Origin of the sequence: Pseudomonas sp. PKS (assembly GCF_051913525.1) — a bacterium.
GTDB classification, from domain to species: Bacteria; Pseudomonadota; Gammaproteobacteria; order Pseudomonadales; family Pseudomonadaceae; genus Aquipseudomonas; species Aquipseudomonas guariconensis_D.
Map to the genome: position 1 here is coordinate 159015 of NZ_JBEGDO010000008.1, position 26340 is coordinate 185354.

Annotated in this window: 24 protein-coding genes; 9 read left to right on the top strand and 15 right to left on the bottom strand. The window is 63.8% G+C overall.

Translation table 11 applies throughout. The features are described 5' to 3' along the window. Positions 1 to 102: 102 nt before the first annotated feature. The gene (locus tag ABOA88_RS11205) at positions 103 to 831 is read right to left on the bottom strand and encodes a phosphatase PAP2 family protein (RefSeq protein WP_196170866.1); all 729 of its coding nucleotides are present in this window, start codon (positions 829 to 831) and stop codon (positions 103 to 105) included. A 178-nt stretch (positions 832 to 1009) separates the two neighbouring features. Here ABOA88_RS11205 and colR point away from each other — a divergent pair, with 178 nt between their 5' ends. The 5 genes from colR (at position 1010) to ABOA88_RS11230 (ending at position 4729) form a co-directional block, all read left to right on the top strand. After that, on the top strand, positions 1010 to 1693 hold the full coding sequence (gene colR, locus ABOA88_RS11210) for a two-component system response regulator ColR (protein ID WP_043213544.1): 684 nt from the start codon (positions 1010 to 1012) through the stop codon (positions 1691 to 1693). Further along, positions 1683 to 3017: a sensor histidine kinase gene (locus ABOA88_RS11215; RefSeq protein WP_196170867.1), complete on the top strand. Its 1335-nt coding sequence runs from the start codon at positions 1683 to 1685 to the stop codon at positions 3015 to 3017. The genes colR and ABOA88_RS11215 overlap by 11 nt, the downstream gene beginning before the upstream one ends. 99 nt (positions 3018 to 3116) lie before the next feature. Further along, a complete protein-coding gene (locus tag ABOA88_RS11220) occupies positions 3117 to 3797 on the top strand; it encodes a class I SAM-dependent methyltransferase (RefSeq protein WP_196170868.1) in 681 nt (226 codons plus the stop codon). A gap of 6 nt (positions 3798 to 3803) precedes the next feature. Beyond that, the gene (locus tag ABOA88_RS11225) at positions 3804 to 4505 is read left to right on the top strand and encodes a lipopolysaccharide kinase InaA family protein (protein WP_196170869.1); all 702 of its coding nucleotides are present in this window, start codon (positions 3804 to 3806) and stop codon (positions 4503 to 4505) included. After that, complete coding sequence (locus ABOA88_RS11230) at positions 4502 to 4729, top strand: hypothetical protein (RefSeq protein ID WP_196170870.1); 228 nt, start codon at positions 4502 to 4504, stop codon at positions 4727 to 4729. The genes ABOA88_RS11225 and ABOA88_RS11230 overlap by 4 nt, the downstream gene beginning before the upstream one ends. Before the next feature lie 108 nt (positions 4730 to 4837). On the opposite strand, the gene ABOA88_RS11235 is transcribed toward ABOA88_RS11230, so the two are convergent. From ABOA88_RS11235 to ABOA88_RS11275, 9 genes are all read right to left on the bottom strand, one after another. After that, the gene (locus tag ABOA88_RS11235; protein WP_196170871.1) at positions 4838 to 7903 is read right to left on the bottom strand and encodes a multidrug efflux RND transporter permease subunit; all 3066 of its coding nucleotides are present in this window, start codon (positions 7901 to 7903) and stop codon (positions 4838 to 4840) included. Between the two features lie 13 nt (positions 7904 to 7916). After that, positions 7917 to 9068 carry an efflux RND transporter periplasmic adaptor subunit gene (locus ABOA88_RS11240; RefSeq protein ID WP_367851559.1) on the bottom strand — a complete coding sequence of 384 codons (1152 nt, stop codon included), beginning with the start codon at positions 9066 to 9068 and terminating at the stop codon, positions 7917 to 7919. A 194-nt stretch (positions 9069 to 9262) separates the two neighbouring features. Continuing rightward, positions 9263 to 10360, bottom strand: coding sequence for a DUF1513 domain-containing protein (locus ABOA88_RS11245; protein ID WP_367851558.1), 1098 nt, complete (start codon positions 10358 to 10360; stop codon positions 9263 to 9265). A gap of 2 nt (positions 10361 to 10362) precedes the next feature. Further along, positions 10363 to 11427, bottom strand: a complete 1065-nt coding sequence (locus tag ABOA88_RS11250; RefSeq protein WP_196170874.1) for an imelysin family protein — start codon at positions 11425 to 11427, stop codon at positions 10363 to 10365. A gap of 18 nt (positions 11428 to 11445) precedes the next feature. Continuing rightward, the gene (locus tag ABOA88_RS11255) at positions 11446 to 12873 is read right to left on the bottom strand and encodes a di-heme oxidoreductase family protein (protein WP_196170875.1); all 1428 of its coding nucleotides are present in this window, start codon (positions 12871 to 12873) and stop codon (positions 11446 to 11448) included. 194 nt (positions 12874 to 13067) lie between these two features. Beyond that, positions 13068 to 14402: an imelysin family protein gene (locus tag ABOA88_RS11260; protein ID WP_196170876.1), complete on the bottom strand. Its 1335-nt coding sequence runs from the start codon at positions 14400 to 14402 to the stop codon at positions 13068 to 13070. A gap of 139 nt (positions 14403 to 14541) precedes the next feature. Then, positions 14542 to 16593, bottom strand: a complete 2052-nt coding sequence (locus ABOA88_RS11265) for a putative bifunctional diguanylate cyclase/phosphodiesterase (RefSeq protein ID WP_196170877.1) — start codon at positions 16591 to 16593, stop codon at positions 14542 to 14544. 304 nt (positions 16594 to 16897) lie between these two features. After that, entirely contained in the window at positions 16898 to 17494 is a 597-nt protein-coding gene (locus tag ABOA88_RS11270) for a superoxide dismutase (RefSeq protein ID WP_043213571.1), read from the bottom strand. A 240-nt stretch (positions 17495 to 17734) separates the two neighbouring features. Next, positions 17735 to 18334 carry a LysE/ArgO family amino acid transporter gene (locus ABOA88_RS11275; RefSeq protein ID WP_043213572.1) on the bottom strand — a complete coding sequence of 200 codons (600 nt, stop codon included), beginning with the start codon at positions 18332 to 18334 and terminating at the stop codon, positions 17735 to 17737. A gap of 126 nt (positions 18335 to 18460) precedes the next feature. On the opposite strand from ABOA88_RS11275, the gene ABOA88_RS11280 reads away from it, so the two are divergent. The 3 genes from ABOA88_RS11280 (at position 18461) to ABOA88_RS11290 (ending at position 21308) form a co-directional block, all read left to right on the top strand. After that, positions 18461 to 19351, top strand: a complete 891-nt coding sequence (locus ABOA88_RS11280; protein WP_196170878.1) for a LysR family transcriptional regulator ArgP — start codon at positions 18461 to 18463, stop codon at positions 19349 to 19351. Positions 19352 to 19400: 49 nt separating this feature from the next. Then, positions 19401 to 20396: an NAD-dependent epimerase/dehydratase family protein gene (locus ABOA88_RS11285; protein ID WP_367851557.1), complete on the top strand. Its 996-nt coding sequence runs from the start codon at positions 19401 to 19403 to the stop codon at positions 20394 to 20396. A gap of 87 nt (positions 20397 to 20483) precedes the next feature. Then, the gene (locus ABOA88_RS11290) at positions 20484 to 21308 is read left to right on the top strand and encodes an ATPase (RefSeq protein ID WP_367851556.1); all 825 of its coding nucleotides are present in this window, start codon (positions 20484 to 20486) and stop codon (positions 21306 to 21308) included. Positions 21309 to 21371: 63 nt separating this feature from the next. Here ABOA88_RS11290 and ABOA88_RS11295 read toward each other — a convergent pair whose 3' ends face one another. The 3 genes from ABOA88_RS11295 to ABOA88_RS11305 are packed head-to-tail and all read right to left on the bottom strand — an operon-like array spanning position 21372 to position 23926. After that, positions 21372 to 22421, bottom strand: a complete 1050-nt coding sequence (locus ABOA88_RS11295) for an alkene reductase (protein ID WP_196170880.1) — start codon at positions 22419 to 22421, stop codon at positions 21372 to 21374. Positions 22422 to 22440: 19 nt separating this feature from the next. Continuing rightward, the gene (locus ABOA88_RS11300) at positions 22441 to 23610 is read right to left on the bottom strand and encodes an MFS transporter (RefSeq protein ID WP_367851555.1); all 1170 of its coding nucleotides are present in this window, start codon (positions 23608 to 23610) and stop codon (positions 22441 to 22443) included. Between the two features lie 13 nt (positions 23611 to 23623). After that, positions 23624 to 23926, bottom strand: a complete 303-nt coding sequence (locus tag ABOA88_RS11305) for an ArsR/SmtB family transcription factor (protein ID WP_043213583.1) — start codon at positions 23924 to 23926, stop codon at positions 23624 to 23626. A gap of 153 nt (positions 23927 to 24079) precedes the next feature. Between ABOA88_RS11305 and ABOA88_RS11310 the strand changes: the two genes are divergently transcribed. Next, positions 24080 to 24652, top strand: a complete 573-nt coding sequence (locus ABOA88_RS11310) for an ACP phosphodiesterase (protein ID WP_196170882.1) — start codon at positions 24080 to 24082, stop codon at positions 24650 to 24652. Positions 24653 to 24761: 109 nt separating this feature from the next. Here ABOA88_RS11310 and ABOA88_RS11315 read toward each other — a convergent pair whose 3' ends face one another. Then, on the bottom strand, positions 24762 to 25550 hold the full coding sequence (locus ABOA88_RS11315) for a lysophospholipid acyltransferase family protein (protein WP_367851554.1): 789 nt from the start codon (positions 25548 to 25550) through the stop codon (positions 24762 to 24764). Continuing rightward, positions 25550 to 26305 (bottom strand): L-ornithine N(alpha)-acyltransferase, encoded by a 756-nt coding sequence (gene olsB, locus ABOA88_RS11320; RefSeq protein WP_196170884.1) that lies wholly within the window; start codon positions 26303 to 26305, stop codon positions 25550 to 25552. The genes ABOA88_RS11315 and olsB overlap by 1 nt, the downstream gene beginning before the upstream one ends. Positions 26306 to 26340 lie beyond the last annotated feature (35 nt).

Below are 26340 nucleotides of genomic sequence, written 5' to 3' on the forward strand. Positions count from 1 at the left end.
GGGGCTTTTTCGTGGGTTGCGTTTTGCAATTGCAGTGCAGTCCTTCGCGGGTACAACACGGTCTTGCAGGCGCGGGCACACCCAAGGTGGGGATCTTGTGAGTCAGGCAACGCTGCGTTGAGGCATAGGCGCCAACGCAACGCCTCGGCGATAAAGCACCAGGTAGTAGCATCCCAACCCGATCAACCAGCAGAACACGGCTGTCCACACGTTGTGAGACAAGAAGTGCGCCCCCTGCAACATCCGACCGATGGATAGCACTGTGCCGGTCACGAACGCCACGGTGAACGCCGCACGGGCCAGGCGTGGACGACGGTCACGCAGGATAAAGAACAGGGCGAACAAGCTGAAACCGGTTGCGGCATGACCGCCAGGCCAGCAGCGGCCAGGCTTGTCGGTCTCAGGGCGGTGCTCCAGCAGTTTGCTGTAGGTTTCCTTGCCCCCGAACTGGCTCAGACTCCATGGGCACTGTACGGCGGTGACCGCCTTGAGCGGGGTGACGAAGGCCGTGGAGAGGCCGAGCGCCAACACCAGACAACCCAGTTCGCGACGCCAGCTGAATAGGCGCGACCAGAAGAAGCTGGCGATGAAGGCGACAATGGATAGCAAACCCATGATGATCACGATCTGCTTGACCCGGTCATGCAGGATGTTTTCCAGAAAGTAGCTGTGACGGCCGATGAACTCCCCGGCCACCGGGTCGAACGCCAGGTTGGCCACATCCATGTCCAAAGAGGTCCACTCAGTCAGGAGCAGGGCCACCACGGTGACCAGTGGAATGCCCAGATACAACCATAGGTTGATCGGGCGGGGGCGGATGGTTTCTTGCATGACGACTCCAGGGACGATAAATGCCGGTCATTGTCGCCCTACCGCTATCCCGGGTTCGTGAAGGATCAGTGAAAATTACGTCAGCAACGCCCAAATGCCGCCAAGGCTGGCGCGGCGTGGACGATGGCCTTAAGCTGCGCCTGCCGCGCAGAGCGAAAGCGTCGTACAGGAGAAACCGATGCGCATTCTACTGGTTGAAGACAACCGCGATATCCTCGCCAATCTGGCGGACTATCTGGGGATGAAAGGCTATACCGTCGACTGCGCCCAGGATGGTCTGTCCGGCCTGCACCTGGCCGCGACCGAGCACTACGACCTGATCGTCCTCGACATCATGTTGCCTGGGATCGATGGCTATACCCTGTGCAAACGCCTGCGCGAAGATGCCCGCCGTGATACCCCGGTGATCATGCTCACCGCCCGCGATCAGCTCGATGATCGCCTGCAGGGCTTCCGTTCCGGTGCCGACGATTACCTGCTCAAGCCTTTTGCCCTGTCGGAGCTGGCGGCGCGTATCGAGGCAGTGCTGCGACGCTCCCAGGGGGGCGGCCGACGCACGTTGCAGGTCGCTGATCTGAGCTACGACCTCGACACCCTGGAGGTCACCCGCCAGGGCCGCCTGCTCAAGCTCAACCCGGTCGGCCTCAAGCTGCTGGCCGTGCTGATGCAGAAGAGTCCGCACGTGCTGCGCCGCGAGGTGCTGGAAGAAGCCCTCTGGGGGGACGACTGCCCCGACAGCGACAGCTTGCGCAGCCATGTCCACCAGTTGCGTCAGGTCATCGACAAACCCTTCGAGAAACCTTTGCTGCATACCGTCCATGGCGTCGGCTATCGCCTCGCCGAGGGCCGCGATGGAGTTTAAGCAGAGCCTTGCCCAGCGCATCATCATCGCATTCGCGTTGATGAGCGCCTTGGTTGCGGGGGCGTTCGCCTTCGGGATCGTCGCGACTGTCCACCTCGTTGAAGAACGGCTGATTTCCGCTGTGCTCGGTGGAGACCTGCAACGCTTGCTGCGCATGGACAGCATCAGCGACTGGAGCCATCGGCCGCGTCCCGATCAACTGTTCTATTTCAGCGGGGGGCGTGACGACTTCGAGCTGCCAAAGGATTTGCGGCACTTGACCCCGGGTTTCCACGAGGTGTTCCGCGACCAGCTCTCCTACCACGCCATGGTCGAGATCGTCGATGGTCGGCGCTACGTGCTGTTGCAGGACCAGAGCGATTTCGAAGAGCGCGAGCGGGTGCTGTTCGCGGTCGTGGTGGTGGGCTTCGTGCTCAGTCTGGTGTTGGCGGTCACTCTGGGCTGGCTGTTGGCCAGGCGAGTGATGGCACCGGTGATCCGACTGGCCCGACAGGTCCGCCACCGTGACCAGTTGCTGGGCCTTGCGCCCCCTCTGGCGCCGGACTATGCCGCGGACGAGGTCGGGCAGTTGGCCGTGGCCTTCGACGATACGCTCGGTCGCTTGCGTGATGCCCTGACCCGCGAGCGGTTGTTCACCAGCGATGTCAGCCATGAACTGCGCACGCCACTGATGGTGCTCGCCACCTCCTGCGAATTGCTGATGGAGAACCCCAACCTGGACAGCCGTTCTCGCAGCCAGGTGGAGCGCATCGCGCGGGCGACCGAGGAGATGCGTGAGCTGGTCAAGACCTTCCTCATGCTCGCCCGTGCCCAGCGCGACGAAGGCGCCGTCGCCTCTCAGGCGACCTTGAGCGAAGTGGCCGACGATCTGGTGGGGGTATGGCGCGATACCATCGAGCAGAAGGGCCTGACCCTTTATTACGATGGCCGGGTCAGCGCGAGCCCGGTGTTGTACAACGCGACCTTCCTGCAATCGGTAATGGGCAACCTCTTGCGCAATGCAGCCCACTACACCGACAGTGGCTACATTCGCCTGAGCCTGGAACCGAACGGTTTCAGCGTCGAGGACAGCGGTGTGGGTATCCCCGAGGAGCAGCGCGAAGCGATGTTCCGCCCCTTCGTACGCGGTGACGAACGCCGTGGCGAAGGCCTGGGCCTGGGCTTGTCGCTGGTGCAGCGGATCTGTGACGACCAGGGCTGGCGCGTCACCCTGACGGCGACGTTACCTCATGGCTGTCGCTTCCAGGTGGACTTGAGTAAGGGCAAAGTGATAGCGGCAGATAGCGAGGCAGGCGGCCAGACCCCACTATTGGGCAAAATCTGAAATATCCTGTTGCTTGCATGACGTATTTTTCACATCGGCATGACCTGATTCCAACGCTTCGCTCCCTAGAGTGGGCGGAATTAAATCAGGAGATGCCCGATGCGGAGCCCGATCAAACTCCCATTTTCCGAGAAATATGACCGTCAGCATGCCCAGGAATACTTCCTCAAGCATCAAGATGGTCTGGCGCGCCGCCTTTCCCATTACCGTGACGAACAACTGGCCCGCCGCGCCCTGGCGCTGGCAGGGGAGCCTGGCCTGGTACTGGACCTGCCGTGCGGTGCAGGGCGTTTCTGGCCGCTATTGGCGGAAAAGCCCAATCGGGTGATCATCGGTGCCGACAACTCCGCCGACATGATCGAGGCCGCTTGCACCTCGCAGCCGCCAGAAGTGGTGGCACGGGTACGCCCCCTGCAGACCTCCGCATTCGCTATCGATTTGCCGGACAACGCCGTGGACAGCATTTTCTGCATGCGCCTGTTCCACCACATCGGCGATGCCGCCCACCGCAAGACGATCCTCTCGGAATTTCATCGGGTCAGCCGCGACAGCGTGATCCTGTCCCTATGGGTGGATGGCAACTTCAAGGCGTGGCGACGCAAGAAACTCGAGCAACGGCGCAGTGCAAAGGCCGAGCAGGGCAGTTATCAGAATCGTTTCGTGTTACCTGTTGATACAATCGAAGAAGAGTTTGAGACAGCCGGATTCAGAATTCAGGAGCGTCTGGACTTCCTGCCGTTCTACGCGATGTGGCGGGTATACGTATTACGCAAGGGGTAGGTTTCAATGGCAGTAGCGATCAATACGGGATCCGAGTTCGAGTACTACTGGCAGCAGCAAGGTGAATGGGTCGAGGAACCCAACCAGCGGCGTGGCGGTGAGAGCGGTGTGCAGCGACTTTGCGATGCGAAGGGGCGTGTGTTGTATGCCAAGCGTCAGGTCGGTCACATCTATCGCAGCCTGCGCCATCCGTTCGGCCGGCCGACCGTGTTGCGTGAGCTGGATGCCCTGAACAGTTTCGAGCAGCTTGGCGTGCGTGTGCCGCGGTTGGTGTTCGCTGGCGCCGAGCGCGGTGCCGACCACCAGTGGCGAGCCCTGCTGGTGAGCGAGGCGCTCGACGGGTTCGTCGACCTGGACACCTGGCATGCCGAAGGTGCCCGCGAGCGTTACCCGCAAGTGCTGCACGAACGCATGCTCAAGGAGCTGGCCGACAATCTGGCGCGCATGCACCTGGGCCATTGGCAGCACGGCTGCCTGTATGGCAAGCATGTGTTCGTCAAGGTCATCGGCGAGGGTGAGAAGGCCAGGGCCGAAGTCGCGCTGCTGGACCTGGAAAAGTGCCGCCGGCGTATCAGCCGCCAGCGCGCGGCCGCCAAGGATCTGCGACAGCTGCGACGCCATTCGTCATTCAACGATGCACAGTGGCAAAGCCTGCTCTATTTTTACCAGATGGCGTTTGGCAGCGCTGTCAAAGGGTTAGAGCAATGAAACTAGAAATCGCTCGAGCTTTGTTCCTGGTCGCGGCATTGGCAGTGACCACCGCTGCTGTGGCGGCGTGGGAAGAGCCTAGACCGGCGGTGTTCAGCAAGGCCGAGATCGGTGGCCTGTGCGCGGTGCCCCGTGAAGTGAAGCAGCAGAACACGGTCCAGCCGGATCATGATCTGCTGTTGTTCCTGTTCGGTATGCGCCAAGGGCTGCGACCGTTCGGTTGATCGAGCGCGTGATGGTGAAACGCCAGGGGCCCAATGATGGGCCCCTGGCGTTTTTATATCAGTGATCTCTGTGTGGCCTCTTCGCGGGTAAACCCGCTCCCACAGGGATCAGCGCTGACCTGGTGGGAGCGGGTGTACCCGCGAAGACGTCGCCACGGTCCGGTGCGCCAACAGTGTGTAGATGCTGGGCAACACGAACAGGGTGAACAGCGTGCCGATCGACATGCCGGTGGCGATGACCATGCCGATGTCGAAGCGGCTGACCGCACCGGCCCCGGTCGCCAGGATCAACGGCACCATGCCGAATACCATGGCTGCAGTGGTCATCAGCACCGGCCGCAGGCGTATGGCTGCGGCGACTTCTATGGCCTCGCGCGCATCCACGCCCATCCGCTCGCGCAACTGGTTGGCGAACTCGACGATCAGGATGCCGTGCTTGCTGATCAGGCCGATCAGCGTCACCAGCCCCACCTGGGTGTAGATGTTCATGCTCGAAACCCCGAGGAACAGTGGCAACAGGGCCCCGCAAATGGAGAGCGGCACCGTGACCAGAATCACCAGCGGGTCCCTGAAACTCTCGAACTGCGCCGCCAGCACCAGGAAGATGATCGCCAGCGCCAAGCCAAAGGTGACCCACAGGGCGCTGCCTTCCTGGACGAACTGCCGTGCGGTGCCGGCGTAGTCGAACGAGAACCCTTCTGGTGCTTCTTCCTGGGCGATCGCCTGCACGGTCTGCAGTGCCTCGCCGACACTGACCAGTGGAAAACCCTGGATGATCGCCGAGTTCAGTTGCTGGAACTGGTTGAGCTGGCGGGGCCGGGCGCGGTCGCTGACGGTGATCAGGGTCGACAGGGGCAGCAACTGGTCCTGGTCGTTCTTCACGTAGTAGTTGCTGAGCCAGCCGGCGTTGTCCCGGTAGGGCCGTTCGACCTGGGCGATGACTTTGTAGCTGCGCCCCTCGAGGGTGAAACGGTTGATTTCCCCCTCGCCCAGCAACGTTGCCAGGGTGCCGCCCAGATCATCCATGGACACCCCCATCTGCGCGGCCTTGTCCCGATCGATGTCCACCACCACCTCGGGCTTGTCGAAGGCCAGGTCGATGTCGAGGAAGGCGAACTTGCCTGATGCCTGGGCGCGGGCCTTGATCCGTTCGGCCACCTCCAGCAGAGCAGGGTAGTCGCCTGCGGTATTGATCACGAACTGGAACGGCAGGCCTTCGCCTGTGCCCGGCAGCGACGGCAGGTTGAAGCCGAAGATCTGCAGGCCGCCGACTTCTTCCAGTTTGGCCTGCACCAGCGGCAACAGCTCCATCTGGGTGCGCTCGCGTTCGTTCCAAGGCTTGAGCAGGAAGCCCCCGATACCGCTCTGCACCCCATTGAAGCCGTTGATCTGGAACGATGAGTAGTACTCGGGGAAGGTCTTGAACACTGGTGTGAACTGATCGGTGTAGGCGTTGAGGTAGTCCAGGTTGGCCGTTTGCGGGGCATTGCTCATCATGAAGATCACCCCCTGGTCCTCGTCCGGTGCCAGTTCGTTGTGGGTGAACATCAAGAGCACCGGGATCAGGCACAGCACGATCACGGCGAACACCAGCACCACCGGCCGGCTGTTCAGGGTGCCGTGCAGCAGGCGCTGGTAGCGGACCTTGAGGCCGTCGAACAGCACGTCCAGACGATGGGCAAGACCACTGGGATTCTCTTCGTGGCGCAGCAGCAGGGCGCACATCATCGGCGACAGGGTCAGGGCAACGATGCCGGAGATGACCACCGCGCCGGCCAACGTCAGGGCGAACTCCTTGAACAGCGCGCCGGTCAAGCCTGTGAGAAAGCCGATCGGGGCATAGACTGCCGCCAGGGTGATGGTCATCGACACCACCGGCATGGCGATCTCCCGAGCGCCTTCCAGGGCAGCCTCGAAGGGCGTCTTGCCTTCTTCCATGTGCCGGTGGATGTTCTCCACCACGACAATGGCGTCATCCACCACCAGACCGATGGCCAGCACCATGGCCAGCAAGGTCAAAAGGTTCAGCGAGTAACCCATCATCTGCATGAAGAACAAGACGCCGATCATCGACAGCGGAATGGTCACCACCGGGATGAGCACCGAGCGCAGGGCGCCCAGGAACAGGAACACCACGACGATGACGATGAGTACGGCCTCGCCGAGGGTCTTGATCACCTCGTCGATGGAGGCCTGGATGAACAAGGTCGCGTCGTAGGCAATGGAGACCTTGAGATTCGAGGGCAACTCCGCTTCTAGCGTCGGCATGATCCGCCGGACTTCCTTGATCACCTCCAGCGGGTTGGCGGCAGGGGTGGCCTTGATGCCGATGTACACCGAGGGTGTGCCGTCGAAAGAGCTGACCGTGTCGTAGTTCTCCGCGCCCATTTCCACCCGCGCCACATCGCCCAACAGCACGCGCCTGTCGCCGACGGTCTTGACCGGCAGCTTGGCAAAGGCCTCGGCGGATTTGAGCTCGGTGGTGGCATTGATGCTGGTGACCACGTACTCGCCTTTCACTTCACCGGCGGCAGAGAGAAAGTTGTAGCGGCGGACCGCGTTGGTCACGTCGGTGGCTGCAAGGCCAAAGCCTGCCAGCTTCACAGGGTCCAGCCAGATGCGCATGGCGAACACCTGGTTGCCGAGGATTTGCGCCTCGGCCATGCCTGGCAAGGTGGCCAGTTTGGGCTGGATCACGCGCGAGAGGTAGTCGGTGATCTGCGGGTTGCTCATCTGCTGGCTGTAGAAGCTGATGTACATCAGGGCCGAGGCGTCGGCGGCCTCTTTGCTCAGCACCGGGTCTTCGGAGTCCTGGGGCAGCTTGTTGCGGACCTCGTTGGCCTTGGCCAGCAGTTGGGTGAACAGGCGGTCGGTGTCGGCGCCGATGCGTGCATAGACGGAGATCACCGAGAAGTTCTGGCGGCTCACCGAGGTCATGTAGTCGATGCCGTCGGCGCTGGCCAGGCTCTGCTGCAGAGGTTGGGTGATATAGCCCTGGATAGTCTCGGCGTTGGCCCCGGGGTAGGCGGTGGTCACCGTGATCAGGGCGTTTTCCATCTGCGGGTACTGGCGGATCTGCAGCTTGCTCCAGGCCTGGAATCCCAGCAGCAGGATCAACAGGCTGACCACGCTGGCCAGGACCGGGCGGCGGATGAACGGGTCGGTGAACGCCATGCCAGCCTCCTGATCAGTTGGCGCCGGGGGCGCGCTGGCCGTCCAGCTGGAGGGCTTTGTCGTGGCTGATGCGGATGGCAGCGCCAGGCGTGAGCTTCAGTTGGCCGGCGGTCACCACCTGTTCGCCTGCCTTGAGGCCTTCGCCCACCACCACCAGACCATCGCGACGTTCTCCGGTCTTGACCGTGCGCTGTTCGGCGAGCAGTTGCGGCTGGCCGTCAGCGGCCTTTTCCACCTGGCCGTTCTTGTCTTTCTTCTGGGCCACCACGTACACCGAGTTGCCATAGAGCGTGTAGGTAATGGCGCTTTCCGGTACCACCACCTGGGGATGTGGGTCGGGCAACAGCAGCAGCAGGCTGGCGAACATGCCCGGCAGCAACTTGCCGTCGGGGTTGGCCAGGGTGGCGCGCAGCAACAGGTTGCGGGTGCTTTCCTCGACCTTGGGGTTGATGGCGCTCAGGCTGGCGAGGAAGGTCTGGCCCGGATAGGCCGCCACCTGCACCAGCACCTGCTGGCCGAGGCTCAGTTGCGGCAGGGCCTGCTCGGGCACGTTGAAGTCGACGTAGAGGCTGGAGAGGTCCTGGAGGGTGGCGATCACCGTGCCGCTGGCGAGGTAGTCGCCCACGTCCACTTGGCGGATACCGATGGTGCCGCTGAAGGGGGCGCTGATGCTTTTCTTGGCCAGGGAGGCCTTGAGCTGGTCTACGACGGCCTGGTTGCGTCGGTACTGGGCGGTGAGGCGGTCGAACTCGCCGCGGGAAATCGCTGAGTCGCCCACCAGTTGGCTGCCCCGGCCGAAGTCCACCTTGGCCAGGCCCAGGTCTGCCTGGGCGGTGCCGAGCAGCGCGGTCTCCTGGTCGTGGTCCAGTTGCAGCAGAAGCTGGCCGGCCTTGACCTTCTGGCCTGACTCGAAGTGCAGCGACTTGACTGTGCCGGCCACTTCCAGGCTCAGCTCGACGCCCTGGAATGCCTTGAGACTGCCGACCGCAGGCAGACGCTCCTGCCACTGGCGCTCTTCGGCCACTGCCGCAGCGACGCTGACCGGTGGTTTCGGTGCGGAGAACATCTGGATCTGCTTGTAGATCGAGAACGCCTTGATGCCACCTAAGGTCAGTACGATCAGCAGGACCACGGCCAACATGATCAGCATGCGGCGGCGCAGCATAGTCCGGTTCCTTGGATAGTGTTGTTGTTCGTCTGGCACGACAACGGGCGATCCTGCCCACGTGCGGATGGGAGAAGTATTGCCTGTTTTTCAGGGATGGGGGAAGGCAGGGATGGACAGGTGGTCGCCGACGGGCGAACAGGCTGGTTTGCAGCCCTTTCGCGGGTTTGGCCGCGAAAGGGCCGTGCGGTCCTCTAGGCCAGGTGCAGGTGATTGTCCCAGAACCCGGACGGCAGGTTCATCGGCTGGCCGACCAGCTCGGCCTTGCGGCAGTCATAGAACCGGCAGCGCCCTTGGCCGGAGGTGACCACGAAGCCGTCCTTCACCGCGCCCACGCCCGCACAGTCCGGCATCGACGCGTCGAGTTTGACCGCACCGCTGTCCAGGTCCCAGATGAACAGGCGGTTGGCCCGCGGTGCGGTCAACGCCACCAGGCGCAGGTCGCTGTGGATGGCGACGCTGGCAGTGTACTGGGCCATCGACTGCAACTGTCGCTCGGGCACCGGGAAGGCCTTGAACGGCTCGCCGGGGCGCTTGATCGCGAGCAGTTCGGCGGTCTCGTGGGCATCGCCCATGAACTGCTGGCAGGCGGCGATGGTGCCGTCGCTGCCGATGGCCAGGTGGCGCACGCTGTTCATCTGCTGGGCCAGGGTTTCCTTGCTCAGCAGGGTGCCGTCGCGGCGCATCAGCACCAGGCTGGGCTCCATGGCGTCGAGGTTCATTTCCACGCGGCTTTCGGCTTCGGTGCGGATACCGCCGTTGGCCACCACCAGGGTTTCGCCGTCCGGCAGCCAGGATACCTGGTGTGGGCCGATGCCGTGGGTCGGGATCTCACCGCTGTGGACCAGGCGATCACTTTCGAAGCGGTAGATGCCCAGCACGCCACGCCCCGGATCGGTGGTGTCGTTCTCGGTGGCGTACAGCCACTCACCGCTTTTATGAATCACCGCGTGGCCGTAGAAGTGCCGGTCCGGTTGCGAGGTGACGGTCTGCAGCAGGCGCCCGTCGCGCAGGTCGATCAGGTAGCTTTCGGTACCTGGACGACGCGCGACGAACAGGGCGATCGGCCGCTCGGGGTGGTTGATGATGTCATGGCAACGCTGGGCCACCTGGGTGGCGAACACCTGGGTGCCGTCCAGGCGGTAGCCGACGGCATAGTGCCTGCCGTCGCCATCGTCGCGCGCCGAGAGCAGCAGGGGGGCGCTGCCGCTGTTGCGAAACAGGCTCCAGCCGCCCAGGGTGAGGGCGCTGAGCACGACGCTACCGAGTTTGAGGGCCTGGCGTCGCAGCATGATCAGTCACCGTCGTTGGCATTGAAGCCCAGCTGGATGTTGAGCGCCTTGGCCAGGTCGCCTTCATGCAGGCGGTGGACGGCGTTGAGGCTGTCGTAGATCTGGTCGAGGGTCTGTTTGCCGGCATCGTCGGCCAACAGTTCGCCCAACGGCTTGTCGTTGGCCTCCAGCAGCTTGAGCGAGGCGGCGTAGGCGTCGTCGATCTTCTGCGCCAGGGCAGCCTGGTCCTTGCCCAGCAGTGCGCGTAGACCCTGGTTGTCGACGCCGACCCAAACCGCCTGGGCGGCCTTGAGGCTGGCTTCCAGGCTCTTGAGCGAGGACTGGCTGCGCCAGGCTTCGGCCTGCAGCGGCTGGGCGATGCCCTTGCTCTGGCGGCCCATCGGGGCGCCGAGCTTCTTCTTCAGGGTGTCCAGGGCGGTGACCTGGGCACGCAGCAGATCGGCGATCGCCTCGTGGGAATCGGCGTAGCGCTGGTTGGGGAACTTGGTCATCTGCCCGAGCATGCCATCGGTGCTGTTCCAGCCTTTGAGGATCTCCTCGGCCAGGGCCTTCTGGTGCTCGCCGATGGCCACCAGCAGTGGGCAATAGCGGGCCTTCTGCTCAGGCGTGGCGACGTCAGGCTTGCTGTCGAACAGGATGTATTCGTAGGCGGACAGGCCGCGGACCACGACGCTGGCCTTGCCCAGTGTCTCGGCGTCGATCGGCTTGTCGCCGGCGACCAGTTGCTCGACCTGACGGCCGACCAGGTTTTTCTTGTCGGGCCAGAACTGCACTTGCCAGGCACGATTGCCTTCGGCCAGCGGACCAACCAGCAGCGGCTGCAGCTCGGCCCAGGCCTTTTGTGCATTGAGGAAGTCGGCGCGCGCGGTCTCGAGGGACTCCTTGCCTTCGCAGTAGGCCAGGGCGCTGGCGGCCAGTTGGCGGTCGGCTTCGACCCAACGGCTGTAGGTCGGCAGGATCACCTGCTTGGCGATGGCGGCGGAGGTCACGGCCTGTGGGTCCTGGGGCGAGCAGGCACCGAGAGCGAGTGCGGCGAGGCTGGTGAACAACAGTTTGGGTCGGAACATTGCCCGGCTCCTTGCGCGTTAAAGTGAGTTCAAAAAGGCCAGCAGCGCAGCGCGTTGCTCGGCATTGAAGGTCAGTACATGCTTGCGCGCCGCTTCGGCTTCGCCGCCGTGCCAAAGCACGGCCTCGAGCAGGTTGCGGGCACGGCCGTCATGCAGGAACTGGGTGTGGCCACTGACCGTTTCGGTCAGGCCGATCCCCCACAGTGGAGGGGTACGCCAGTCCTGCCCGGCGGCTTTGAATTCGCTGCGGTTGTCGGCCAGGCCAGGGCCCATGTCGTGCAGCAGCAGGTCGCTGTACGGCCGGATCACCTGGTTGGCCAGTTCGGGTTCGTGGGTGTCGGGGCCGGTGGTGAACTGCGGGGTGTGACAGCCCTGGCAGCCGGCCTGGAAGAACAGGTTCTTGCCGGCCAATACCTGGGGCGCGCCGACGTCGCGGCGCGCCGGCACGCCCAGGTTGCGGGTGTAGAAGGTGACCAGGCGCAGGATGTTGTCGCTGACTTCTTTCTCGCCGCCTGCGCCGTCGCCGTTGGGGGCGGCCAGGCAATCGACCTGGGCAGGCGTGCAGTCATCGACCGGCTGCAAGGTGCTGGTCAGGCCCATGTCGCCGGCAAAGGCATGGACGTTCTGCTGGTTCACGTTGGGCTGCCCGGCCTTCCAGCCGAAGCGGCCGAGCACGGTCTTGTTCGCCGTTTGGTCCCAGACCTGGTTGGGGCGTCCACGGATGCCATCGCCGTTGTGATCGTCCGGATCGGCATTGGCAAGGATTGCGGCCTCCGGGATCGCCTCCAGCAGGCCCAGGCCGATCATCGGCGGGGCCACCCGGGCGGAGAAACGGGTATCAGGGTGCATCGGCCCGTAGCCGAGCTGGGTGATCTGCAGCGCCGGACGACGCAGCTCCACCACATGGCCGTCCTCGAAGGTGACGGTCTCGGTGGTGTACTCCACCCGCACCTTGCCTTCCGGTGCTACGCCGGGGACGGCCATGTCTTGCAGTTGCGTGCCATACACCGGCTCCGGCACCACGCCCAGGCGTTCGATTTCCTTGGCATATTGCGGCTGATCGGGAATCGACAGGCGCACCAGCATCGAGACCGCGTTGCTGGCGTCGGGCTCCGGTGGGTGGCCACGCCCATCGCGCACATGGCAGTTCTGGCAGGCGTTGGTGTTGAACAGCGGGCCCAGGCCATCACGGGCGGTGGTGGTGGAGGGGGCGATCACCCAGGGGTTGCGGAAGAAACTGTTGCCGACACTGAAGTCCAGGCGCCGCTCTGGCGAGAGATTGGCCGAGGGTAGGGAAAAGGCGTTGCGGTCGCTGCGTTGCACGGTGGCCTTGCCAGCGGAAAGGGCTTCGCCGGGCTCGGCCTGGGTGAAACGCGGGGCGTCATCACAGGCGGCCAGGGCGGCGACCAGCAGCAAGGGAGAGAGTCGGAGCAGCGACGCGGGCATCGAGGATCCTGGATGAGTGCTAAAAAACCGGCGTGCAAGCTTAGCAGGGTGATGGAATTTGAATAAGAGCAATTTGCAATTGCCTTGATGAAATCGGTGTCAGGTTGGCGTTGCCCGCGTCTGCGGCAGTGGACTTTTCGCGGCCATGAAAAAGGCGGCCCGAAGGCCGCCTCTGTCGAACCACTGCATCCGGATCAGAATTCGTGATCGGCGGTGTCCGGGTTCAGGTTGGCGATGCCCAGCTTGCCGGCGGCTTGCTCGATAGAGCCGGTCTGCTTGACCAGGGATGCGATGGCGTCACGCACGATCTGGTTGCCAGCCGCGTTGTCGGCCGCGATCAGTTGGTCGTAGTGCTCACCTTTGAGGGCGTGGTCGACCATGACCTGGATCTTCGCCTCGGTGGCTTCCAGGTCCGCCTTGAGGGTAGCGTCGGTGGCCGGATCGACCTTGGCGACCAACTCCGACAGGCTCGGACCGGTCAGCTTGGAGCCGTCGGCGCGGGTGTACTCACCCAGGTAGACGTTGCGGATGCCCTTGGCGTCGTAGAAGTGCGAGTAGTGGGTGTTGTCGCTGAAGCAGTCCTGTTCGTCTTCTGGCGAGTTGGCCTCCAGGGAGACCTTCATGCGCTCACCGGCCAGTTCACCCAGCGACAGGCTGCCCATGCCGAACAGCATCTTGCGCAGGCCATCGGCCACTGGCTCGGCCTCCAGCTTGGCGCGGTAATTGTCGCTGACATTCGGCGCCCAGTTGGCGACCATTTCTTCGAGGTCCTGGACCAGCAGTTGGGTCACAGCCTTCAGGTAGGCGCGACGGCGCTCGTTGTGACCGCCGGTGGCACCTTGGCCTTCCAGGTAGTCCGATGCCGGGCGGTTGCCGGCGCCTGGGCCGGTGCCGTTGAGGTCTTGGCCCCACAGCAGGAATTCGATGGCGTGGTAGCCGGTGGCGACGTTGGCCTCGGAACCGCCCAGCTCGTTCAGGCTGGCCAGTTTCTCAGGGGTGATGTCCTTGACGTCGACCTTCTCTTCGCCGACCTGGACTTCGGTGTTGGCGATGATGTTGGCGCTGGCCGCCGGGTTGCCCAGGGCGTGCTCGTAGCTCTTGTCGACGTAGTCGATCAGGCCTTCGTCCAGGGGCCATGCGTTCACCTGGCCTTCCCAGTCGTCGATGATGGTGTTGCCGAAGCGGAACACTTCGCTCTGCAGGTACGGCACACGAGCCGCTGCCCAGGCTTGCTTGGCAGCCTTCAGGGTCTGGTCGTTGGGCTTGGCCAGGAAGGCGTCGATGGCGGTCTGCAGGGTCTTGGCGGTGCTCAGCGCGTCGCTGTAGACGGTGTGGACCATCTCGGCATAGTGCTTGACCACGGCCTTGCCGGCCGCTTCGTCGACAGCCCCAGGCGCTGCGGTGGCGCTGGCGGCAGCCGGTGCTTGGGCTTGCGGCGCGGCAGCCTTGTCATCCTTGCTCTCACCGCAACCGGCGAGGGCGATGGCGATGGCCAGCAGACTGGCGGAGGCCAGAGGCATTCGAATCATTGTAGGTATCCTGCGTCGTGAGGTTGGACAGTGTGGCCTGCGAAACCGCAACATAATGCGAAAGATTTGCATTTTGTGTAAAGGGGCAGGTGCGCAATCATGCGCAAGGGTCGCTTTCGCGATCAAGCGGTCGTTGGGGTCAGAACGCGGTGACCTGGTTGCGCTGCGCGTGTTTGAGGAAGGCCGTCAGTTCGCGAGCCGACAGCGGCTTGCTGTAGTGATAGCCCTGACCCTCATGGCAACCCTGGGCGATGATGTAGGCTTCCTGCTCGGCGGTTTCCACGCCTTCGGCGATCACCTGCATCCCCAGGCTCTTGCCCAGCTGGATGACAGCCCGGACGATGGTGGCGTCGTCATCGTCGTCCAGCAGGTCCTGGACGAAGCTCTTGTCGATCTTGATCTTGTCCAGTGGCAACGACTTCAGGTAACTGAGCGAGGAGTAGCCGGTCCCGAAGTCATCGATGGCGATCAGCGCCCCGGAGCGGCGCAGGCTCAGCAAGTGCTGGGCGGCGGTGCTGATGTCTTCCATCAGGCCGGTTTCGGTCACCTCCAGCTCCAGGCTGCGCGGGGGCAGGCGGTAGATCTGCAACAGGTTGTTCACCACCCGTGGCAGCTCGCTGTGGTGCAGCTGCACGGTGGACAGGTTTACGGCCATGCGCAGGTCGCTGAAGCCCAGGTCGTGCCATTCGCGCAACTGGCGGCAGGCCTGGTCGAGCACCCACTCGCCGATGCCGATGATGCTGCCGTTCTGTTCGGCCAGAGGGATGAACTGGTCGGGCGGAACCATGCCAAGCTCCGGGTGCTGCCAGCGCAGCAGGGCTTCGACGCCGACCACGCGGTGATCGCGGTAGCTGATCTGGGGTTGGTACACCAGGTACAACTGGTTGCGCGGCAGGGCTTCGCGCAGGTCTTTTTCCAACTCGCGGCGCCGACGCATCTCGCTGTCGACGCTGGCGATATAGAACTGGTAGCGGTTACGGGAGCGGGCCTTGGCCAAGGTCATGGTCTGCTCGGCTTTTTGCAGCAGCTTCTCGGTGCTGTCGCCATCTTCGGGGAACAAGGTGATGCCGATGGTGGCGCGCAGCCGGATGTTCTGGTGATCCAGGGGGAAGGGCATTTCCAGGTCGTCGAGGATGCTCTGGGCAAGCTCGGCGGCCTCGTAGGGCTGTTCGATGTCTGCCTGGACCAGGGCGAACTGGTCCCCTCCGAGCCGCGCCAGGGCACCGAGGCGGCCACTGTGGGCGCGCAGGCGGTCAGCCAGGGCCAGCAGCAACTGATCGCCGACTTGATAGCTGAATTGCTCGTTGATGCCCTTGAAATCGTCCAGGCCCACGCACAGCACCGCGACCCGGCGCTGCAGGCGGCCGCCATCGACGAGGATCTTGTCCAACTGCTGCTGCAACTGCTGGCGGTTGGGCAGCCCGGTGAGGAAGTCGTACTGGGCCATGCGTTGCAGGCTGTTCTCCGCCTCGTGGCGCAGGTGGGTGTTGCGTTCGATGGAGGCCAGCAACTGGTTGGCGGTATTGACCCACAGCCCCAGCTCGTTCTTCTCGTGACCCTTGAGCAGTGGGATCTCATGCTGGCTGGGGCGGTCGGGATTGATCTGGGTGAGGTGCTCGATGAGCTTGGACAACGGCTTGGTCAGCAGCCAGTGATAGACCAGGTACAGCACCAGGCCCATGGCCAGCGCGCGCAACACGCCGGAGATGAATATGATCACCGCATTGATCAGAAAACCTTCGCCATAGGTGGCGGTGTCCAGGGTGATGCTCAGGTCGCCGTAGTACTCGCTGTAGGGACCGCGGCCGACCAGTTGGGTGGTGAAAGTGCTTTGCTGGCCGAGGATCAGGTCGGTCAGCCAGCGCGCGGGCGTGTCCTGAAGCGGACGGGATTTTTCCGCGAGCATGGTTTCGTTGGGGTGGCCGATGGAGGCCGCGCGCACCGAAGCGTCCTGGAACAGGCCTTCCATGACCTGCATGCCCATCTCCCGGTCAAGGCTGTAGACCGCCTGGGTAGACGGGTCGCGGAACATGTCGAGGATACGTTGGGCATCGTTGTGGACGGCCTGGCGGGTCTTGTAGGCGTCATAGACGATCTGCGCGCAGCTGAGGACAACGCCGACAGCCAGCGCCGAGAGCAGCACGACCCTGAGCAACTTGACCGACAAGCTGTCCCGAAATTCCAGCTTCAATGGGGTTTCCTTAATCCATGCGCGTGCCATTATTTTGCCATTACCCTTGGCAATACACTATCGACTGATTGTCGCGACAGGTGACGGCCGTCGTTAATCCTGTCATTGGCAATATATCGGTTGTGGGGACTGGCGACTTGAGTGCGCGGTATCAACTTTCCAGAAGATTCATGTTAGCGCGCTATCGGGTGTGGGCAAGCGCCGGCGAGGCGGGTTTGTGTGCGAGGGCGTCATTGGCGAAACCTGCACAAAAAAAATCCGACGCATGAGCGTCGGATTTCTTGGATCGAAGGTTACCCAGGCATCAGGCCTTGAAGGTTTTGCCTTCGAACTGCTCGGCCACGAAGGCCCAGTTGACCAGGTTCCAGAACGCCTCGACGTACTTGGGACGCAGGTTGCGGTAGTCGATGTAGTAGGCGTGTTCCCAGACGTCGCAGGTCAGCAGTGGGGTGTCGCCGCTGGTCAGCGGGTTGCCGGCGCCGATGGTGCTGGCCAGGGCCAGGGAACCGTCGGCCTTCTTCACCAGCCAGCCCCAGCCGGAACCGAAGGTGCCAACGGAAGTCTTGGTGAACTCTTCCTTGAACTTGTCGAAGGAACCGAAAGCCTTGGTGATGGCATCGGCCAGGGCGCCGGTTGGCTGGCCGCCGCCGTTTGGCGACAGGCAGTTCCAGTAGAAGGTGTGGTTCCAGACTTGAGCGGCGTTGTTGAAGATGCCACCCGAGGAGGTCTTGACGATGTCTTCCAGGGACTTGCCCTCGAATTCGGTGCCTGGGACCAGGTTGTTCAGGTTCACGACATAGGTGTTGTGGTGCTTGTCGTGGTGATACTCCAGGGTTTCCTTGGAGATGTGCGGCTGCAGGGCATCGTGGGCGTACGGCAGCGGCGGCAATTCAAAAGCCATGGTGGATCTCCTGATTCAGGTCTGTTCGCGGTTTGCGCAAGGCCGATCACGGGCGGCCCGAGGTGCGTCAGCGCGTTTGGCACGCTTTGCGACGCAAGGGCTGGATCATAGCACCGGCCCTTGCGCATAACCACGCAACAAACATAGGGAATAGTGGTTAGCTGCGAGCTCCAAGCTTCAAGCTGGAAGAAAGCTCCGTGTCTGCCTTTGCCTTGCAGCTCGCAGCTTAGAACTCACCCCTCAAGAAAAGATCAACTGCGCTGCGACGGCGAACATCATCACTGCCACCATCAGGTCCAGCAGGCGCCAGGTGGCTGGACGGGCGAGCCATGGCGCAAGCCAGGCCGCGCCCAGCGCAAGGGTCGAGAACCACACCAGCGAGGCACTGGCGGCGCCAGCCACATAGGCCCCAGGTACGGTCTGTTGGGCGCCTAGCGAGCCGATCAGCAGCACGGTGTCGAGGTAGACATGGGGGTTGAGCAGGGTCACTGCCAGGGCGCTGAGCAACACCGCGCGGCGTGAGCGCATGCCCTGGCCTTGCTGGTGTTGCAGGCTCTGCTTGGAGCACGCGCTACGCAGGGCCTTGGCCCCGTACCAAATGAGGAACACCGCACCGCCCCAGCGTGCGACCGCCAGCAAGGTCGGGTTGTGAGCCAGGACCGTGGCCAGGCCGAACACCCCGGCGGCCACCAGGATGGCATCGCAGATGATGCACAGCGCGGCCACCGGCAGGTGATGCTCGCGGCGCAGGCTCTGGGCCAGGACGAAGGCGTTCTGTGCGCCGATGGCCATGATCAGGCCGAAGGCCACCAGCATGCCGTTCAGATAGCTTTGCCACATTGCAGGAACACTCCACTGACGCCGACCAAGCGCCGGCGTTGATTGCCAAAAGAAGATGCTGGCTATTGTGAGGAAATACCCTGTATAAGAAAAACAAATAAAGCTGATCTGGCATTAGAGAAATCGATGTTCGACTACAAGCTGCTCGCCGCCCTCGCTGCCGTCATCGAACAAGGCGGTTTCGAACGTGCTGCTCAAGTTCTGGGCCTGTCGCAATCGGCCATCTCCCAGCGCATCAAGCTGCTCGAGGCGCGGGTCGGCCAGCCGGTGCTGGTGCGGGCCACGCCACCGAGCCCCACCGAGGTGGGGCGACAGTTGCTCAACCATGTGCAGCAGGTGCGTCTGCTTGAGCGTGACCTGCAGCGCCAGGTCCCGGCGCTGGACGAGGAAGGCCTGCCCGAGCGCCTGCGTATCGCTCTCAACGCCGACAGCCTGGCGACGTGGTGGGCGGGTGCGGTGGGGGATTTCTGCGCGGGGCAGCAGGTATTGCTCGATCTGGTGGTCGAAGACCAGGAGGTCGGCCTCAAGCGCATGCGTGCGGGTGAAGTGGCGGCGTGCCTGTGTGGCAGCGAGCGGCCGGTGGCCGGCGCGCGCAGCTTGTTGCTGGGGGCCATGCGTTACCGGGCATTGGCCAGCCCCGCGTTCATGGCCCGGCACTTTGCCCAGGGGTTCGAGGCCCGGCGCCTGGCACGGATCCCGGCAGTGGTGTACGGCCCGGATGATTTCCTGCAACACCGCTACCTGGCTTCGTTGGGGATCGAGGGCAGTTTTCTGTATCACCTGTGCCCTTCGTCCGAAGGGTTTCTGCGCATGACCGAGGCCGGCGTAGGGTGGGGATTGGTGCCTGAATTGCAGGCCCGCGAACAACTGGCCAGCGGCCAATTGGTGGAAATCTGCACCGATACCCCCATCGACGTGCCGTTGTACTGGCATCATTGGCGCAATGGCGGGCAGTTGCTCGCTCAGCTGACCGAGCACCTGCGCCATACGGCGTCGAGCTGGCTGGTGCCCTTGTAGGCGCGGACGGCGTCAGCTGCATCTGTAATCTGGCAAGGCGGAGTGTTACATGCGAATTCTGGTCACCGGTGCGAGCGGCTTCATCGGCGGGCGCTTTGCGCGCTTTGCCTTGGAGCAGGGCCTGCAGGTGCGGGTCAATGGCCGACGCGCCGAGGGTGTGGAGCATCTGGTCAAGCGCGGCGCCCAGTTCATTCCAGGCGACCTGGGCGATGCCGAACTTGCCCGGCGGCTGTGCCAAGGCATCGACGCGGTGGTCCATTGTGCTGGCGCCACCGGCCATTGGGGCCGCTATCAGGATTTTCACCAGGGTAACGTGGTGGTCACCGAGAACGTGGTGGAAGGCTGCTTGAAGGAGCATGTGCGGCGCCTGGTGCATCTGTCGTCGCCGTCGGTGTACTTCAATGGCTCCTCGCGCCTGGATATCCGTGAGGAGCCATTGCCTCGGCGCTTTCATGACTCTCATGCGGCGACCAAGCGCCTGGCCGAACAGAAGGTCTTCGGCGCCCAGGAGTTCGGTCTGGAAGTGCTGGCCTTGCGCCCGCAGCGGGTCATCGGCGCGGGCGATGCCGGTTTCTTCCCGAGGCTGATGCAGCTGCAGCGCAAGCGCCGTCTGGCCATCATCGGCAATGGCTTGAACAAGGTCGATTTCACCAGCGTGCACAACCTCAACGAAGCCTTGCTCAGCGCTTTGTTCGCCGATGAACAGGCGCTTGGCCAGGCCTACAACATCAGCAACGGCCAGCCGCTGCCGCTGTGGGATGTGATCAATTACGTGATGCGCCAGATGCAACTGCCCCAGGTTACCCGCTACCGTGGCTACGGCCTGGCCTACAGCCTGGGCGCGTTGAACGAAGCCGCCTGCCTGCTGTGGCCAGGCCGTCCGCAACCTGCCCTGTCGCGCCTGGGGGCGCAAATGATGAGCAAGGATTTCACTTTGGATATCAGCCGCGCGCGGCAACATCTGGACTACCGGCCCAAGGTCAGCCTGTGGACCGCGCTGGATGAATTCTGCGCTTGGTGGAAGAACGTGCCTGGCCAGCAGTGAACCCCGGCTGAGGATAATGGTCATCAGTGCGCCGCTCTGGCGGTTTATACTCATGCCTCTTTGCTATTACTGTGGTTGAAAGCCTCCATGCGTAACGACCCTCTCGACGATTTCGACGATGTACCGAGCCTGCGTGCCGGTACCCCGGATGATGATGAACTGCTCCCGGCGCACGTGGCACGGAGCCGGCGCAAGGCCGCGCGTCCGGCCAGCACGGGCCCGCTGTGGGCGCTGCTGGGGGCCTCGGTCATCGCCCTGGCAGGCCTGGGATGGTGGAGTTTCCAACAGATCTCGCTGATGGAGCAGCAACTGGTAGCGACCCAGGAGAGCTTCGCCCGGATCAGCGAAGAAGCCGCGGGGCGGCTGCAGGCGATCAGCGGCAAAGTCGAAGCCAGCGAGTCCAGTGTCAACACCGGTAGCGAGGCCTTGAAGCTGCAGATCCGCCAGCTGAAGGCCAGCCTGGCCGAGCAGAGCAAGCAGCAGCAGGGCGTGGCGGGCCAGACGGGGGATCTGGGCAAGCGCCTGGAGCAGGTCCTGGCCGATACCCGTGCACAGCAAAAAGCGGTGACAGAATTGCAGAGCCAGTTGCAGGCGCAGCTCAAGGCGGTCAATGGCGAGTTGGCCGCGCTCAAGTCCGGCCAGCTCGATGGCGGCAAGCTCGACGGCCAGATCAAGAGCCTGAGCAGCGAAGTGGCGAGCTTGAAGAAACAGGGTAACCCCAGTGCGGCGATCGAGAGCCTGGAGCAGGATGTGCTGGTGCTCAAGAGTCAGATCGACAACCGCCCGGCGCCTAGCGCCGGTGGGGCTTCGGTGCAGGAGTTCGATGCCTTCCGCAGCCAGGTGACCCGCAACCTCAATACCTTGCAGAGTCAGATCCAGAACCTGCAACAGCAGATCAACGCCCGGCCCTGAATCTACTGAGCTGTCTTCGCGGGTGAACCCGCTCCCACAAGGCTTGTAGGAGCGGATTTTCGATCACATCCGCGGATAGTCGATGTAGCCCACCGGCCCCTTGGCGTAGAAGGTCTCCGGGCGCGGCTCGTTCAGCGGCGCATCGGCGGCCAGACGGGCGGGCAGGTCAGGGTTGGCGATGAACGGAATGCCAAAGGCCACCGCGTCGGCTTTGCCGCTGGCCAGCGCCGCGTTGGCGCTGGCTTTGTCGAAGCGCTCGTTGACGATGTACGGGCCACCGAACGCTTCCTTGATCAGCGGGCCGATGCTGTCGTCGGCTTCCTTCTCCCGCGAGCAGATGAATGCGATGCCGCGCTTGCCCAATTCCCGAGCGACATAGCTGAAGGTCTCGGCCCGGTCGGCATCGCCCATGTCATGGGCATCGGCCCGTGGCGCCAAGTGCACGCCCACACGATGGGCGCCCCACACCTCGATCGCCGCGTCGGTCACTTCCAGCAGCAGACGAGCACGGTTTTCCAGGGAGCCGCCGTAACGGTCGGTGCGCTGGTTGGTGCTGCTCTGCAGGAACTGGTCGAGCAGGTAGCCGTTGGCTCCGTGGATCTCCACGCCATCGAAGCCGGCCGCCTTGGCATTTTCGGCACCGGTGCGGTAGGCCTCGACGATGTCGGCGATTTCTTCGGTCTCAAGGGCTCGCGGCGTCGGGTACTCGGTGATCGGGCGGATCAGGCTGACGTGGCCCTTGGGCTGGATCGCGCTCGGGGCCACCGGCAGCTCGCCGTTGAGGTAATGGGTGTGGGAGATGCGCCCGACGTGCCACAACTGCAGGAAGATGCGTCCGCCAGCCCCGTGCACGGCCTTGGTGACGTTGGTCCAGCCGCGCACCTGTTCGTCCGACCAGATACCGGGGGTGTCGGGGTAGCCGACGCCCATGGGGGTCACCGAGGTGGCCTCGCTGAGGATCAGCCCGGCGCTGGCGCGCTGCACGTAGTATTCGGCCATCAGCGCGTTGGGCACCCGGCCTTCGTCGGCGCGGCAACGGGTCAGCGGGGCCATGATGATGCGGTTGGGCAGTTGCAGGTCGCCCAGTGTGATCGGATCGAAGAGCGTGGTCATTGTCGTAGCCTCGCGAGGGTCAGTTGGAAGCGGTGGCCAGTTCGGCGTTGCCGCCGCGCTGGTGGAAGGTAATCAAGGTGACGATCAGCGCCAGGACCGCCAGGGCCGCCGCGGCCAGTGGCACGCGGGTCAGGCCGAAGCCGTGGGCGATGACGCTGCCGCCGACCCAGGCGCCCAGGGCATTGCCCAGGTTGAAGGCGCCGATGTTCAGGGTCGAAACCAAGTTGGGTGCGGCCTGGCCGTAGGTCACCACGTTGACCTGCAGGGCAGGCACGGCGGCAAAGGCGGCGGTGGCCCAGAGGAACAGTGTGATCTCGGCAGGTACCAGGGCCGTGCTGGTCCAGCTCAAAGCCGTGGACACCACTGCCATGGCGGCGAACACGCCCACCAAGGTCGCCCCTAGGCGGCGGTCGGCGAGCTTGCCGCCAAGGATGTTGCCCACGGTCAGGCCCAGGCCGATCAACAGCAGGGTCCAGGTGACGCCATGGGGCGATACGCCGGTGACGTCGCCGAGCAGGGGCGCGACGTAGGTGAACAGGGCGAACATCGAGGCTGAGAACAGCACGGTCATGCTCAGCGACAGCCAGATGCCAGCCCCCTTGAGGGCGCCCAGCTCGGCGCGCATGTCGACTTTCTCTTCCTGGCGTTGCAGCGGCAGGTAGCGCACCAGGCCGATCAGCGCGATCACGCCGATGGCGGTCACCGCCCAGAAGGTCGAGCGCCAGCCAGCGGCCTGGCCCAGCGCAGTACCCAGGGGCACGCCCAGCACGTTGGCCAGGGTCAGGCCGGTGAACATCAGGGCCACGGCCGAGGCGCGGCGGTTGGCCGGTACCAGGCTTGCCGCCACCACCGAGCCGATGCCGAAGAAGGCGCCATGGCACAGGGCGGTCACCACACGGGCGAACATCAACAAGTCATAGTCCGCGGCGACCGCGCACAGCAGGTTGCCGACGATGAACACGCCCATCAGCGTCACCAGCGCGGCCTTGCGCGGCAGACGCGCGGTGGCCAATGCCATGAACGGTGCGCCGATGGCCACGCCCAGGGCGTAGCCGGTCACCAGCCAGCCGGCACCGGGGATGGTCACGCCCAGGTCCTGCGCCACATCGGGCAGTAGGCCCATGATGACGAATTCGGTGGTGCCGATGGCGAAGGCGCTGAGCGCCAGGATCATCAGGGAAAGAGGCATTGCAAGGTCCTTGTCAGAGCTCTTGGCTCATCTGCTGGAGGAACGCCTGGATGGTGTCCTCGTTGCGTTTGAAGAAGTGCCACTGGCCGATCTTCTGGCTGCTGATGAGACCCGCGCGCTGCAAGGTGGCCAGATGGGCGGAGACGGTCGACTGCGACAGGCCGCAGCGTTGGTCGATTTGCCCGGCACAGACGCCGTACTCGGTGCTGTGCTGCTGGTCAGGAAACTGCGCGGCCGGGTCCTTGAGCCAGGTGAGGATTTCTCGCCGTACCGGGTGGGAGAGGGCTTTTATTATTTCGTCGAGATCAAGAGGCATGGTGGGACTCGTGGTGTGTAGCGTTATATCGCGATGAGGCGAAATATAAATCGGTATTTCGCGATATACAAATATGAAGAGGTTCTGAGCTGAGCGCGAATCGCTATATCGCGTTATAACGATATGGGGCGCGTGAGTGCTAGACTGAGCGCCATGAACTACCTCGCACACCTGCACCTAGGCGGTCGTGAGCCGCAACAACTGCTCGGCAGCCTGTATGGCGATTTCGTCAAAGGCTCGCTGCAAGGGCGCTTCCCGCCGGCCCTCGAAGCGTCGATTCGCCTGCACCGTCACATCGACAGCTACACCGACAGCCACCCGCTGGTACTGACGGCGCTGGCGCGCTTTCCCCGTGAGCGGCGGCGTTTTGCCGGGATCGTCCTGGATGTGTTCTTCGACCACTGCCTGGCGCGGCACTGGGGCGATTACGCCGAACAGCCGCTGAGCGCCTTCACGGGAGACTTCTACCGCGTATTGCTCGCCGAGCCGGCACTGCCCGGGCGGCTGGCGCATATCGCCCCGTTCATGGCCGCGGACGACTGGCTGGGCGCCTATGGCGATTTCGACACGCTGGAGCAAGTGTTCCGCGGTATCGCCCGGCGGTTGTCACGGCCTGAAGGCATGGACGGGGTGATGGGGGAGTTGGAGGTGTTGTACGAGCCGTTGTTGGCAGATTTTCGCGAGTTCTATCCGCAGTTGCAGGCTTTTGCGCTGGCGAGTCGGTGAACGTTCATACGACCGTACGGGCCTTTTCGCGGGTAAACCCTCAAGGATCACCGCCACCCCTATCGGAGCGGGTTTACCCGCGAAAGGGCCGATTGGACCGCCACACGACTCAGGCCGCCTTCGCTTGGCGTCGCGGCACCGCTTCCCACTCGTCGTCCCCATACAAGGCCAGCTGAACTGCCTGCTGCGCCTGGAACGCCAGCACCGCCCGCTCCTTGCCTAGGCTGGGGATCGGCTCCAGCAGCTGGATGATCACTTCCCCGCGCGGCTCGCGGAACAAACGCATCAGGTGAGACACCAGGTCGTCATCGCCAATGAACGGTGCGATCGGGTCCGCTTGACTGTCGCGCAGGTACTGGATCGCCACCGGTTGCACCGGTGTGCCTTGGTCGATGGCGCCGGCCAGCAACCGGCCATGGAAGGTGCGCAGGGCGCGGCCATCGGTGGTGGTGCCTTCCGGAAAGATCAGCAGCGGCCGTTGCTGGCCTAACTGCTCACCGATCTGCTGAGACAGACGCTGGCCGTCACCACCGCCACGGCGGATGAACAGGGTGCCGGCTTTTTCCGCCAGCCAACCGGCCAGCGGCCAGTGGCGCACTTCGGCCTTGGACAGGAACGACAGCGGCGTCAGCATGCCGAGCAGGGGGATGTCGGTCCAGGACACATGGTTGCTGACCCACAGCATCGGCCGCAACGGTAAAGGGCCGATCACCCGGACCTCGAAGGGCAGGGTGGCGACCAGATACCGCATGAACAGGCATGTCCAGTGCTGGCGGCGTTCGCAGGAGGGCTTCAGGCCCAGGCGTTCGCCCAGGGCGATCACGCTGGCCATGACGATGCCCAGTGCCAGTACCAGCAGCAGACGCGACAGGCGGGCGATTGCCCGCAATCCAGGCATCAGACCGCCGCCTTGAAGTGGCGGGCGTAGCGCGGACAGAGGTCGTCGCGCTTGAGCAGGATGAACACATCGGCGACCTGGAAATCCTCGTCCCAGCACGGCTCGCCGCAGATCTTCGCGCCCAGGCGCATGTAAGCCTTGAGCAAGGGCGGCATCTCGGCGATGACGTTGTTCGGCAGGGCCAGGGTCGGCAATGGTTTCTTCGGCTCGGCCCGTAGGTGTTCGGTGCACAGGTAGCGCTCGCGCAGGCGCTGCATGATGGCCTGGGCCTGCACGCCGCCGTCCTGCATGGGGATGCTGGCGCACCCCATCAGGTAGTTGTAGCGGCCTTCGTTGAGCACTTCGGCGAGCTCGCCCCAGAGCACGGCAATGGTGCCGCCATTGCGGTAGGCCGGGTCGACGCAGGTACGACCCAGCTCCAGGATCGGCCCTTGCAGTTGCAGCAGGCCGTGCAGGCTGAACTCTTCTTCGCTGTAGAAGCGCCCCAGGCTGCTGGCGGCCTGGTGGTCGAGCAGGCGGGTGGTGGCGACCAGTTGGCCGGTGGCCAGGTCACGCACGCCGATATGGCGACAATGGATGTCGTAGTCGTCCATGTCCAGGCCCAGTTCCGCGCCCTTGAGCTTGGCCTGGAATTCGGCGCTGAACACTTTGAAGCGCAGGGCCTGTGCTTCCTGCAGCGCCGTGGCGCCGACCAGGCGTTCGGCTTGCAGACGGCGTTCAGTGCTGGTGTCGCCAGAGCGTGCGGTCCGAGTCATTGCGAGTCTCCATGAGCCAGCCAAGGGTTGCGGCC

What these genes read in the sequence shown, in the direction of transcription:
- ABOA88_RS11255 (WP_196170875.1), bottom strand. Translation starts at nt 12,873, where the DNA reads ATGCCCGCGTCGCTGCTCCGACTCTCTCCCTTGCTGCTGGTCGCCGCC.
- ABOA88_RS11260 (WP_196170876.1), bottom strand. Translation starts at nt 14,402, where the DNA reads ATGATTCGAATGCCTCTGGCCTCCGCCAGTCTGCTGGCCATCGCCATC.
- ABOA88_RS11245 (WP_367851558.1), bottom strand. Translation starts at nt 10,360, where the DNA reads ATGCTGCGACGCCAGGCCCTCAAACTCGGTAGCGTCGTGCTCAGCGCC.
- ABOA88_RS11230 (WP_196170870.1), top strand. Translation starts at nt 4,502, where the DNA reads ATGAAACTAGAAATCGCTCGAGCTTTGTTCCTGGTCGCGGCATTGGCA.
- ABOA88_RS11300 (WP_367851555.1), bottom strand. Translation starts at nt 23,610, where the DNA reads ATGCCTCTTTCCCTGATGATCCTGGCGCTCAGCGCCTTCGCCATCGGC.
- ABOA88_RS11215 (WP_196170867.1), top strand. Translation starts at nt 1,683, where the DNA reads ATGGAGTTTAAGCAGAGCCTTGCCCAGCGCATCATCATCGCATTCGCG.
- ABOA88_RS11290 (WP_367851556.1), top strand. Translation starts at nt 20,484, where the DNA reads ATGCGTAACGACCCTCTCGACGATTTCGACGATGTACCGAGCCTGCGT.
- ABOA88_RS11315 (WP_367851554.1), bottom strand. Translation starts at nt 25,550, where the DNA reads ATGCCTGGATTGCGGGCAATCGCCCGCCTGTCGCGTCTGCTGCTGGTA.
- ABOA88_RS11205 (WP_196170866.1), bottom strand. Translation starts at nt 831, where the DNA reads ATGCAAGAAACCATCCGCCCCCGCCCGATCAACCTATGGTTGTATCTG.
- ABOA88_RS11270 (WP_043213571.1), bottom strand. Translation starts at nt 17,494, where the DNA reads ATGGCTTTTGAATTGCCGCCGCTGCCGTACGCCCACGATGCCCTGCAG.
- ABOA88_RS11310 (WP_196170882.1), top strand. Translation starts at nt 24,080, where the DNA reads ATGAACTACCTCGCACACCTGCACCTAGGCGGTCGTGAGCCGCAACAA.
- ABOA88_RS11240 (WP_367851559.1), bottom strand. Translation starts at nt 9,068, where the DNA reads ATGCTGCGCCGCCGCATGCTGATCATGTTGGCCGTGGTCCTGCTGATC.
- ABOA88_RS11275 (WP_043213572.1), bottom strand. Translation starts at nt 18,334, where the DNA reads ATGTGGCAAAGCTATCTGAACGGCATGCTGGTGGCCTTCGGCCTGATC.
- colR (WP_043213544.1), top strand. Translation starts at nt 1,010, where the DNA reads ATGCGCATTCTACTGGTTGAAGACAACCGCGATATCCTCGCCAATCTG.
- olsB (WP_196170884.1), bottom strand. Translation starts at nt 26,305, where the DNA reads ATGACTCGGACCGCACGCTCTGGCGACACCAGCACTGAACGCCGTCTG.
- ABOA88_RS11235 (WP_196170871.1), bottom strand. Translation starts at nt 7,903, where the DNA reads ATGGCGTTCACCGACCCGTTCATCCGCCGCCCGGTCCTGGCCAGCGTG.
- ABOA88_RS11280 (WP_196170878.1), top strand. Translation starts at nt 18,461, where the DNA reads ATGTTCGACTACAAGCTGCTCGCCGCCCTCGCTGCCGTCATCGAACAA.
- ABOA88_RS11220 (WP_196170868.1), top strand. Translation starts at nt 3,117, where the DNA reads ATGCGGAGCCCGATCAAACTCCCATTTTCCGAGAAATATGACCGTCAG.
- ABOA88_RS11285 (WP_367851557.1), top strand. Translation starts at nt 19,401, where the DNA reads ATGCGAATTCTGGTCACCGGTGCGAGCGGCTTCATCGGCGGGCGCTTT.
- ABOA88_RS11225 (WP_196170869.1), top strand. Translation starts at nt 3,804, where the DNA reads ATGGCAGTAGCGATCAATACGGGATCCGAGTTCGAGTACTACTGGCAG.
- ABOA88_RS11250 (WP_196170874.1), bottom strand. Translation starts at nt 11,427, where the DNA reads ATGTTCCGACCCAAACTGTTGTTCACCAGCCTCGCCGCACTCGCTCTC.
- ABOA88_RS11295 (WP_196170880.1), bottom strand. Translation starts at nt 22,421, where the DNA reads ATGACCACGCTCTTCGATCCGATCACACTGGGCGACCTGCAACTGCCC.
- ABOA88_RS11305 (WP_043213583.1), bottom strand. Translation starts at nt 23,926, where the DNA reads ATGCCTCTTGATCTCGACGAAATAATAAAAGCCCTCTCCCACCCGGTA.